The organism is Dinghuibacter sp. (assembly GCF_035492835.1).
Classification (GTDB): Bacteria; Bacteroidota; Bacteroidia; order Chitinophagales; family Chitinophagaceae; genus Dinghuibacter.
The window spans coordinates 1-9,704 of the sequence record NZ_DATJIY010000074.1 but is presented as its reverse complement, the minus strand read 5'-3'; the positions used below and the strand labels follow the sequence as shown (position 1 = coordinate 9,704).

Annotated in this window: 7 protein-coding genes and 1 pseudogene; 3 read left to right on the top strand and 5 right to left on the bottom strand. The window is 58.4% G+C overall.

The window, feature by feature from the left end; translation table 11 throughout:
- Window positions 1-107: 107 nt before the first annotated feature.
- Window positions 108-1,646 carry a lysine--tRNA ligase gene (lysS, locus tag VL547_RS07435; protein WP_325576842.1) on the bottom strand — a complete coding sequence of 513 codons (1,539 nt, stop codon included), beginning with the start codon at window positions 1,644-1,646 and terminating at the stop codon, window positions 108-110.
- Window positions 1,647-1,679: 33 nt separating this feature from the next.
- Between lysS and VL547_RS07430 the strand changes: the two genes are divergently transcribed.
- Window positions 1,680-2,597 carry a diacylglycerol/lipid kinase family protein gene (locus VL547_RS07430; RefSeq protein WP_325576840.1) on the top strand — a complete coding sequence of 306 codons (918 nt, stop codon included), beginning with the start codon at window positions 1,680-1,682 and terminating at the stop codon, window positions 2,595-2,597.
- Here the strand turns inward: VL547_RS07430 and VL547_RS07425 are convergent.
- Both VL547_RS07425 and VL547_RS07420 read right to left on the bottom strand, forming a co-directional pair.
- Window positions 2,554-4,902 carry a hypothetical protein gene (locus VL547_RS07425; RefSeq protein WP_325576838.1) on the bottom strand — a complete coding sequence of 783 codons (2,349 nt, stop codon included), beginning with the start codon at window positions 4,900-4,902 and terminating at the stop codon, window positions 2,554-2,556. The genes VL547_RS07430 and VL547_RS07425 overlap by 44 nt on opposite strands.
- A gap of 18 nt (window positions 4,903-4,920) precedes the next feature.
- Window positions 4,921-6,024, bottom strand: coding sequence for a COX15/CtaA family protein (locus tag VL547_RS07420; protein ID WP_325576836.1), 1,104 nt, complete (start codon window positions 6,022-6,024; stop codon window positions 4,921-4,923).
- Between the two features lie 55 nt (window positions 6,025-6,079).
- Here VL547_RS07420 and VL547_RS07415 point away from each other — a divergent pair, with 55 nt between their 5' ends.
- Both VL547_RS07415 and typA read left to right on the top strand, forming a co-directional pair.
- On the top strand, window positions 6,080-6,790 hold the full coding sequence (locus VL547_RS07415; RefSeq protein ID WP_325576834.1) for a ribonuclease HII: 711 nt from the start codon (window positions 6,080-6,082) through the stop codon (window positions 6,788-6,790).
- Window positions 6,791-6,844: 54 nt separating this feature from the next.
- On the top strand, window positions 6,845-8,656 hold the full coding sequence (gene typA, locus VL547_RS07410) for a translational GTPase TypA (protein ID WP_325576832.1): 1,812 nt from the start codon (window positions 6,845-6,847) through the stop codon (window positions 8,654-8,656).
- Between the two features lie 270 nt (window positions 8,657-8,926).
- Here typA and VL547_RS24120 read toward each other — a convergent pair.
- A pseudogene (locus tag VL547_RS24120) lies at window positions 8,927-9,079 on the bottom strand (ORF6N domain-containing protein); the annotation flags it as partial.
- A gap of 138 nt (window positions 9,080-9,217) precedes the next feature.
- A partial coding sequence (lptC, locus tag VL547_RS07405) for an LPS export ABC transporter periplasmic protein LptC (RefSeq protein ID WP_325576830.1) occupies window positions 9,218-9,704 on the bottom strand: 487 nt, incomplete at its 5' end.

Below are 9,704 nucleotides of genomic sequence, written 5' to 3'. Positions count from 1 at the left end.
GTTTTTGCGAAACGTTTCGCAAAAACGGGAAAAAAGAGGCACCCCACCCCACCTCCTTCTCTTTTGGGCGGCAGGCTTAGGCGCGCGACGAACGGGGAGTACGGGGACTATGCCTCTTCGTCGTGGGCGGCGCCGGAGGCGCGCTCAGGGCGCATTTGCGGGAAGAGGAGCACATCCTGGATGGACGGCTGATTGAGCAGCAGCATACACAGGCGGTCGATCCCGATGCCGATACCGGCGGTGGGCGGCATGCCGTATTCGAGGGCGCGGAGGAAGTCATAGTCGATGTACATGGCTTCGTCGTCGCCGCGCTCCATCAGGCGTACCTGGTCTTCGAAGCGGGCGCGCTGGTCCAGCGGGTCGTTCAATTCGCTGTACGCGTTGGCGATCTCTTTGCCGTTGATCATCAGTTCGAAGCGCTCCACCAGGCCGGGCTTAGCGCGGTGGCTCTTGGTGAGCGGGCTCATTTCGACGGGATAGTCGATGATGAAGGTCGGCTCGATATAGTGATGTTCACACTTTTCTCCGAAGATGGTATCGATCAATTTACCCTTGCCCATGCTGGCGTTGGCTTCCAGGTGGAGAGTCTTGCAGACGTCCAGGAGGGCGGCCTCGTCCATGTGGCGGATGTCGATCCCCGTATGCGTCAATATGGCGTCATAGATCGGCACGCGGGCAAAGGGCGCCTTGAAGCTGATCGTCCGGTCGCCGACGGTCACGTCGGTCGTGCCGTGGAGCGCCCGGGCGCATTCTTCCAACAGGGACTCGGTCTGGTTCATCATCCAGAAGTAATCCTTATAGGCGGTATAGAATTCGAGGATGGTAAATTCGGGGTTATGCGTCCGGTCCATGCCCTCATTCCGGAAGTCCCGGCTGAATTCATAGACCCAGTCGAACCCACCCACGATGAGACGCTTCAGGTAGAGCTCATTGGCAATACGCAGGTAGAGCGGTATATCGAGGGCGTTGTGGTGGGTGATAAAGGGACGCGCGATCGCCCCGCCCGGAATGCTTTGCAGCACGGGCGTGTCCACCTCCAGGGCGCCCTGGCGATCCAGGAACTGCCGGATGGTGCTCACCAGCTTTGTCCGCTGACGGAAAACGTTTCGGACCTCCGGGTTGATCGTGAGGTCGACATAGCGCTGGCGATAGCGGAACTCCGGATCGGTTACGGCGTCGAAGGTTTCCCCATCCTTTTCCCGTACCACCGGCAGGGGCTTGAGGGACTTGGAGAGCAGGGTGAACTCCTTTACATGCACCGAGGTTTCGCCGGTCCGGGTCACAAACCCATAGCCCTTCACGCCGATGATGTCGCCTATATCCAGGAGTTTTTTCCAAACTATGTCGTACAGGGTCTTGTCTTCGCCCGGGCAGATGTCGTCGCGCTTTACATAAAGCTGTATGCGGCCACTGTAGTCCTGGAGCACGGCAAAAGAAGCCTTCCCCATGTCCCGGACGCCCATGATGCGACCCGCCAGCGTTACGTCGGCAAACTTCTCCTTGTTTTCCTCCGAATAATTGTCCTTGATGTCCTTCGCGGTATGCGTCACCAAATACTCGGGAGCCGGATAGGGCTCGATGCCCAGGTCCTGCAACTCCGTCAATTTCTGCCTGCGGATAATCTCCTGTTCCGATAAATTCGACATGGCGCAAAGGTAAAATATATATCTTGCATCTGCATGCGCCATATCGTATACCTGATCAACCCGATCTCAGGCACAGGCGGTAAAAAATCGCTGAAATCCCTCATTTCACGCATGACGGAGGAACAGCGGATACACTACAGTATCGTCGACACGCATCCAACCGGGGACTACCATTTTCTCAGGGAAAAGATCAAACATGAATACGTCACCGACGTCGTCGTGGCCGCGGGTGACGGCACCGTCCGGCAGGTGGCCAAGGCGCTCCAGGACATACCCGTCCCCGTGAGCCTGGGCATCATACCGCGGGGTTCCGGCAACGGCCTGGCCTTTGCCGCGCGTATCCCCAAGGACCCGCGCCGGGCGCTCGAGATCGTTTTCGCCAACCGGTACGCGCCCGTGGACGCGTTTTATATGAACGAGCAGTTCTGCTGTATGCTCAGCGGGCTGGGTTTCGACGCGCAGGTCGCGCACGACTTCGCCGCCTCGGGCACCCGCGGGTTCTGGACGTATGTAAAGACGTCCGTGCGGAACTTTTTCCGGGCCAGGACATACCCCTTCGAAATATACATCAACGGCGAACAGATATACACCAATGCCTATTTTATCAGTATCGCCAACAGCAACCAGTTCGGCAACAACTTTACGATAGCGCCCCAGGCCAGCCTGGGCGACGGTATGCTCGACATCGTCATCGTACAGGAGATGCGCAAACGGAAACTCGTCGGGTCCATCCTGCGCCAGGTCCGGAGCGGGAAGGTCCAACCCCGGTACGGTCTAGACCAGGAGGCGGGGGGCATCCTCTATTTCCAGGCTAAGTCGCTGGTGATCCGCAACCCCAAGCTGGCTCCCCTGCACATCGACGGGGATCCCTGGCCGGGTAACGATACTTTTACGATACAGGTCATCCCTAAGGCGTTCCGCCTTTTACAGCCGCAGGCGCCGCAGGCGTAACACCCAGGGACGCCGTGCCCTTGACGGGCGGCGCCTGGATGGTGACCTTGGTGGGACCCGTCGGCGCTTTGACGCCCTCCGTCATCAACTCTTGCAGACCCCTGAGCGACCTCTCGACCTCCGGGCTCCCCAGGGACCCTACCACGCTCAGTTTTTCGCGGGCCGTGAGGTGAAAATTCAGCGGCGCGTATGAATTTTTCTCCGCGGGGATATAGGTAAAGGTGATCTTCTTGAACGGGAAATCGAAAGCGGGCACGCCTTCGCTCAGCAGCTCATCCTGCGAATAGTCCTGCAATTTGGGCCAGTTGTACTGGAGCGTAAGGAAGGGCCGCGTAAAGAACTGGGTAAAGTCCGGGGAAGAAAAGTCGTCCGCCCAATCGTTCCCCCGCCGGTCTTTTATCTGTATAAAAACGACACCCGACGTATTATCACGTATCCAGTTATCAAATACCTGCAGGAAGCGCATCGTGGTTTCCTGGCCGTAGTTATCCCTCAGACCCGCGTCCATCAGGTCGATTACGGGTTCCGAGGGCAGCCAGACGTTGGGGAGGACGTAGGGGAAGGTGGCGCCCACGCGGAGCGCGCTCAGGATGCGGATATTCTGCGGGTTCTGCCGGCGGAAAAAGCTGCCGAAATCGACCGCGTCCGGGTCGGCGTAGAGTCCCCTGGCGCTGTCCGGCACACACTGCATCAGGAAGCTGATGGGTTGGGTAGACATCATCATCCGCCGTCCGTCCCGGGAGATCGTCCCGTTAAAGATGACCAGCGGAAGCTTGGCAGCCGATTCTTCCGCCGCATAGTCGCCCAGCCGCTGATCCAGGATGTTCCCGGTATTGCGGTTCAGCTGCTCCTCGAAGGCGAAGCCCCTGTCCTTGACATACGTGTAGGGGCTGACCGTGAACTGCTGGGCCGGGGCCAGGATGTCCCTGGTCACGAAGGAGGAGAAAAGCGGGTTGAGCAGGTCTTTGGAAATGTTGTCGACATACGTGGAGTCGCTGAGACGGATAGGCGCGCCGTTTTGCCGGCGGCGATACAACTCCCGGAAATAGGTGGCGCCGAGCATCCCCCCGGAGGCGCCGGTTATCAGGAAGGTGCGCTGCATGAGCTTCCCTTCCGACAGGCTGTCCAGCTTTTGGAGGACGGACATGGTAAACGTTGCCGCGCGTGTGCCGCCGCCGCTGACATTGACGATGAAGAGCGTGGGCTTCAGGCTTTCCTGCCGGGATTTCCAGTGGTCGAGTATGCGGGTCATGTTCGCCTTGTCCAACTCCTGGCGATCCGGGCGGCAAAGCGCGATGATGCTGTCCCGGGTATAGACCGGCGCCCGTTGGTCGTGTCCGTAGTCCAGCCCATAGAGCTTGTTACGGGTATCCAGGATGTTATAGGCAAACAGCAGGTTCAGACCGACCAGGAGCAGCACCCCGACGGGGATCGACCAACCGCCCAGCCAATAGACGAAGGCCGCGGAAGCGGCGATCAGCAGGGCGAAAAATATCAGGATGCTGGCGGCAGCGGGGATTTGGAGGTAGGGGTTGTCCATGAAGTACCCCACCGCCATCAACAACAGGAAGGCGAGCAGGATCGACAGGATCGCCGCGAAGTGGTGTCTTTTAAAGACGCGGTCCAAGAAGGCTTCGCTATAATGGCTCACGTCCCGGGGCGCCTTTATCTTGATCGGGCTGGTAAAATACCAGTCCACGCGGGTCAGTTCGTGGGACGGCCGCTGGGGCGATTGCCTCCAGGCCCGGTAGTGTTTGCGGTAGCGCTCCGCGTCGCTTTGGGGCGGCCCGAGCTCCCGGAATATGGCCGTGTTGGCGCCAAAAAAGTACCCCAGACTGAATACCAGCATCCCCACCAGGCCGATCACGTAGCCGCCAATCATATAGGCGATCTCGACCGGCGTCATCAGCTCCCTGTATCGTTCAAAGAGATACACCTTCACGAAGTAAAAAATGAGGAACCCGACCGGGATCACCGCGTTGTTGAGGCAATATTTCAGGAAGGGGTGGGAGGTCGTCGCGAGGAATTTGAAATAGCGGCTGAACAGGATAAAGGTGGTGATGTTCCAGCTCATGATAAAGACCGCCAGACCCATCCCGACAAAAAGGGCGCTCACGAAGTCCACCCTGCCCAGGTATTCCGGCGCGAGAAACAACGTATCCGATCCGAAGCTGGACATAAACTGTCCCGCCACCGCGCTCCCCACGATCCACCAGAAGATCAGCAGGACCTGGTACTTACGGATATGCAGCAGGACCAATTGCACCGGGAACGACCGGTAAAATCCCAACCAAATCGATCGCATGGGTCAAATATCAGGAATTTACCGGTTCTTTCCAGTCGACAGATAGAAGACATACAATACCGATAGCATCAGGAACATCCCAACCAGCTGGTGCGTCTCCGCGGCCCATTCGAAGGCGCCCCAGTGACCCAGCACGATTTGGGGGCTCACCAGCACGGCCGTAACACCCAACAGGGCCTGTATAGCCGTAATGGCGATGGGCAACCAGTAGGTAGCGGAGAAAAGACCGCCGATCCGGGGTCCGCCGACCGCGCCCCGCCGTTTGATGGCCACCCACGTGAATACGCACATACAGAGGAAGATCAGGTAGGCCAGTCCGCGGTGTATAAAATGGATCGTGATCTTGTTGCCGGCGAGGTTACCCGCCCCCAGGGCGTTGTTCCAGATACCTGCTGGCCAGGCGGCCCCGTTGATCGAGGGCCAGGTGGGCGCGGCGGTGGCCGCTTTGTTTCCGGCCATCAGCGCGCCGAAGGTCAGTTGGATGGCCACCAGCACCAGGAGGCCCAGTGTGCCCTGTGCCAGTTTTTTATCCCGAAAACGCTCCCGATCCGGCACCATCAGCTGGAGCCCGAACCAAAACGCGTAGCCGATCAACACCATGGCGAACATGAAGTGCAGGGCCAGCTTCAGGGGATTTACATAAATGGCGTCCCCCGTCAGGCCGCTGGCCACCATGATCCAGCCGACCGCGCCCTGGAGCGCACCCAACAGGAACAGTATCACCAGGGGGATCACCATGTCCTGCCGGAAGCGGCGTTGTATCAGGAAGATGACAAAGGGTATGAGAAAAACGGCCCCTATCGTCCTTGCCCACAACCGGTGGAACCATTCCCAAAAAAAGATGAACTGGAAGTTCTTGAGCGTAAAGTCCGAATTCAGCAATCGGTACTGGGGTGTCTGCTGGTATTTATGAAACTCCTCCAGCCATTGCGCGTGGTTTAATGGCGGCAACGCCCCGGTGACCACGTCCCATTGCGTGATCGACAAACCCGAACCCGTCAAACGCGTGATCCCGCCCAAAAGGACCTGGATCATCAGCATCCCTACACCGACCATGATCCAGATGGCTACCGGGCGGGAGCGGTCTGGCAACGCCCCACGGGAATGTCGACTACTGTTCATAACCGGTGCAAAGGTAGGGTCGCCGGACTTACCGCAATCCCCTAATTTTGTTCCTGTGCTGAGGGCGTACTTTCATAAGAAGAAAATCGAGGCGGGTCTGGACGAAGCGGGCAGGGGATGTCTGGCGGGTCCGGTGTACGCCGCGGCCGTCATCCTGCCAAAGAATTTCAAGCATCCCCTTCTCAACGATTCCAAACAGCTCTCCGAAGCCGTTCGCCTGGAGCTCAGGCCGATCATCGAATCCAAGGCCCTGGCCTATGCGGTGGCCCGGGTGGATCACGACGAAATCGACCGGATCAACATCCTCCGCGCCTCGTTCAAAGCCATGCACCTGGCCCTCGACCAGCTACTGCTCCGGCCCGAAGTGCTGCTGGTGGACGGGAACCGCTTTACACCCTACCAGGATATATCCCACCATTGTATCATCGAGGGCGACGGCATCTTCGCTTCCATCGCCGCCGCCAGCATACTGGCCAAGACCTACCGGGACGAGTACATGCAGGAACTCCACAGGGAACACCCCCAATACGGCTGGGACCAGAACAAGGCCTACGGCACCGTTGCCCACCGGGCGGCCATCGCCCGCCACGGGCTGACGCGGTACCACCGCCGGAGTTTTACCGTGACCGGGCCGGACGGGGCGCCGCTGCTGTTTGAAGCTCCATCGGGCGCGCCGACCCCAGAGGTCCCACCGAGCGCGCCGGCCTTACAAGCTGCGGAGACCCCATTGGGGGTCGCTCGTGAAACAGATGTGAAGATTCCATAAAGTTTGGCCCCTCTCCTTGCCACCCGCCGCTTTTATCGTACATTTGCGGCCAATATGCAAATCCGGAACATAGCCATCATCGCGCACGTTGACCACGGCAAGACGACCCTGGTGGACAAGATATTACACGCAACCCACGTATTTCGTTCGAACCAGGAAACCGGGGAGCTCATCATGGACTCCAACGACCTTGAACGGGAACGCGGCATCACGATCTTTAGCAAGAACGCCTCCGTAACTTATAAAGACGTCAAAATCAACGTTATAGACACCCCGGGCCACGCCGACTTCGGGGGTGAGGTCGAACGCGTCCTGAAAATGGCCGACGGGGTGATCCTCCTGGTCGACGCCTTTGAAGGACCCATGCCCCAGACCCGTTTCGTCCTTCAGAAAGCCCTGCAGCTCAATCTGAAACCGATCGTCGTCATCAACAAGGTCGACAAGCCCAACTGCCGCCCGGACGAGGTGCACGACGCCGTGTTCGAGTTGTTCTTCAACCTGGACGCTTCCGAGGAGCAACTGGACTTCCCGACCTTTTACGGCTCGGGTAAGAACGGCTGGTTCAACAGCTCACTGACCCAAAGTGAAGACATTACCCCACTCCTGGATGGCATCCTTCAATACGTCCCCGAACCGAAGATATCCGACGGCACCCTGCAAATGCAGATCACGTCCCTGGACTACTCCTCGTTCCTGGGCCGTATCGCCGTGGGTAAGGTCACCCGCGGCGCCATCAAGGAAAATCAACCCATCTCCCTGGTCATGGGCGACGGCACCATCAAAAAGTCGCGCGTCCGTGAACTCTATGTCTTCGAGGGTATGGGTAAAAAGAAAGTAACCGAGGTCCTCGCCGGCGACATCTGTGCCGTTGTCGGTCTGGAAGACTTCAACATAGGCGACACCATCGCCGACTTCGACAACCCCGAGGCGCTGCCCGTCATCCACGTCGACGAGCCCACCATGAATATGACGTTCGGCATCAACAACTCGCCCTTCTTCGGGAAGGACGGCAAGTTCGTGACGAGCCGTCACCTCCGGGACCGCCTGATCAAGGAAACCGAAAAGAACCTGGCCCTGCGTGTCGAGGACACCGAGAGCGGGGACACCTTTATGGTCTTCGGCCGCGGTATCCTCCACCTGGGTATCCTCATCGAGACCATGCGTCGCGAAGGCTTCGAGCTGACCGTCGGCCAGCCCCGCGTCATCGTCAAGCTCATCGACGGCAAAAAATGCGAACCCTACGAAAACCTCGTGGTTGACGTTCCGCAGGAATCCGCTTCCAAGGTCATCGACCTGGTTACCCGCCGCAAAGGTGAAATGCACGTCATGGAGACCAAGGGCGACATCCAGCACCTGGAATTCGAAATCCCCTCCCGCGGCCTGATCGGGCTGCGTACCCAAATGCTCACCGCGACCCAGGGCGAGGCCGTCATGGCTCACCGCTTTACCGAATACAAACCCTGGAAGGGCGTTATCCCCGGCCGCAACAACGGCGTACTCCTGTCGAAGGACCAGGGCACCACCACGGGTTATTCGCTGGACAAGCTCCAGGACCGCGGCTTTTTCTTCGTCGACCCCGGGGAAGAAGTCTACAAGGGTATGATCATCGGCGAGAACAACAAGCCCGGCGATCTCGTCGTCAACTCGAACGAAGGCAAGAAACTCACCAACATGCGCGCCAGCGGCACCGACGCGGCGACCAACATCGCGCCGAAGACGGTACTGACGTTGGAGGAGTGTATGGAATATATCCAACAGGACGAGTGTATCGAGGTCACCCCTCACTTCATCCGGATGCGCAAAGTGATCCTCGACGAGGAGGAACGCAAACGCGTGCAGAAGTCGATGAAGGCCGAAGAAGTTTAGGCTTTCACCATCAATTATACCATTCCCGGCCCGCCTTCGGCGGGCCTTTTTTATGCGGTCGCGCGGTGGCTGCGGCGGATTCAGCAGCTGCTTTAGCGCCGCAAAAATCATTTGTATGTCTTCGCTGTTCTGAATAACCTGCTTTTCCAATTGCTCCAATTTCAGGAGTATGTCCTTGTGTGCCAACAGCATCTCACGGAGTTTTACGAAGACATCGATAATCCTGATGCTCATCTCGATAGCCCTTCTGCTCTTTAACACATTGGAAAGCATCAAGATACCATGTTCGGTAAAGGCATACGGCAGGTACTTTGTGTGTGCTCCGTGTCTTAAGGTCGCAAATTGCGACCTTAAGATTTCGTTCTCTTCCCTGGTCAGCTCAAACATAAAGTGTGCTGGAAACCTGTCCAGGTTTCTATTCACCTCCCCCGAATAATAAAATACTTGCAATGATCCATTGCTAAGATAGAAACCCAAGGGTGTACTTACGAGACGTCGGGCAGCGGACGCCCTCCGGGCCAACCCGGACCAGGGCCGTCCTGGCCCCGGGCGCTCACGCCCCTACGGCAACTCGTCGTTTTGAACGCGCATATGCCCCGAGGCCGAATCGATGGTAACATTGTTGAAGTCCTGGGTCGCCTCCATGCCGGTGCCGTAGATGGTCTGGGTGACGCGGTGGATGGCGACGTCGCGGTGGGTGTAGAATTTGCCGGTGTTCTGGTCCCAGTAGAGGTCCTGGCAGTAGATCGTATCGCCCTTGGCGATGTTGACGATCTTGACGTGGTCGGCCAGGTAGACCTTGTTCATGGTTTCGTAGTAGATGCCATAGCGGGCGTCGAGGCGGCTTTCGACGGTCAGGAGGGAATCGTAGAAGTCGACGTGCAGAGAGTGGGGGAAAACGATCTTGGGGGTGTCGGGCGCCGCGTAGCGGAGCATAAAGGGCGCCAGCAGGCGGGCCTTCATGTGGCCGGACTGGCTGAGGTAGGCGTCGATCCCATGCCCTTCTTCGGGAGCGTTGCTGCGGCGGCCGAGGGCGGCGACCTTTTGC

Coding starts and splice junctions, on each gene's coding strand:
- lysS (WP_325576842.1), bottom strand. CDS start 1,646: ATGTCGAATTTATCGGAACAGGAGATTATCCGCAGGCAGAAATTGACG.
- VL547_RS07430 (WP_325576840.1), top strand. CDS start 1,680: ATGCGCCATATCGTATACCTGATCAACCCGATCTCAGGCACAGGCGGT.
- VL547_RS07425 (WP_325576838.1), bottom strand. CDS start 4,902: ATGCGATCGATTTGGTTGGGATTTTACCGGTCGTTCCCGGTGCAATTG.
- VL547_RS07420 (WP_325576836.1), bottom strand. CDS start 6,024: ATGAACAGTAGTCGACATTCCCGTGGGGCGTTGCCAGACCGCTCCCGC.
- typA (WP_325576832.1), top strand. CDS start 6,845: ATGCAAATCCGGAACATAGCCATCATCGCGCACGTTGACCACGGCAAG.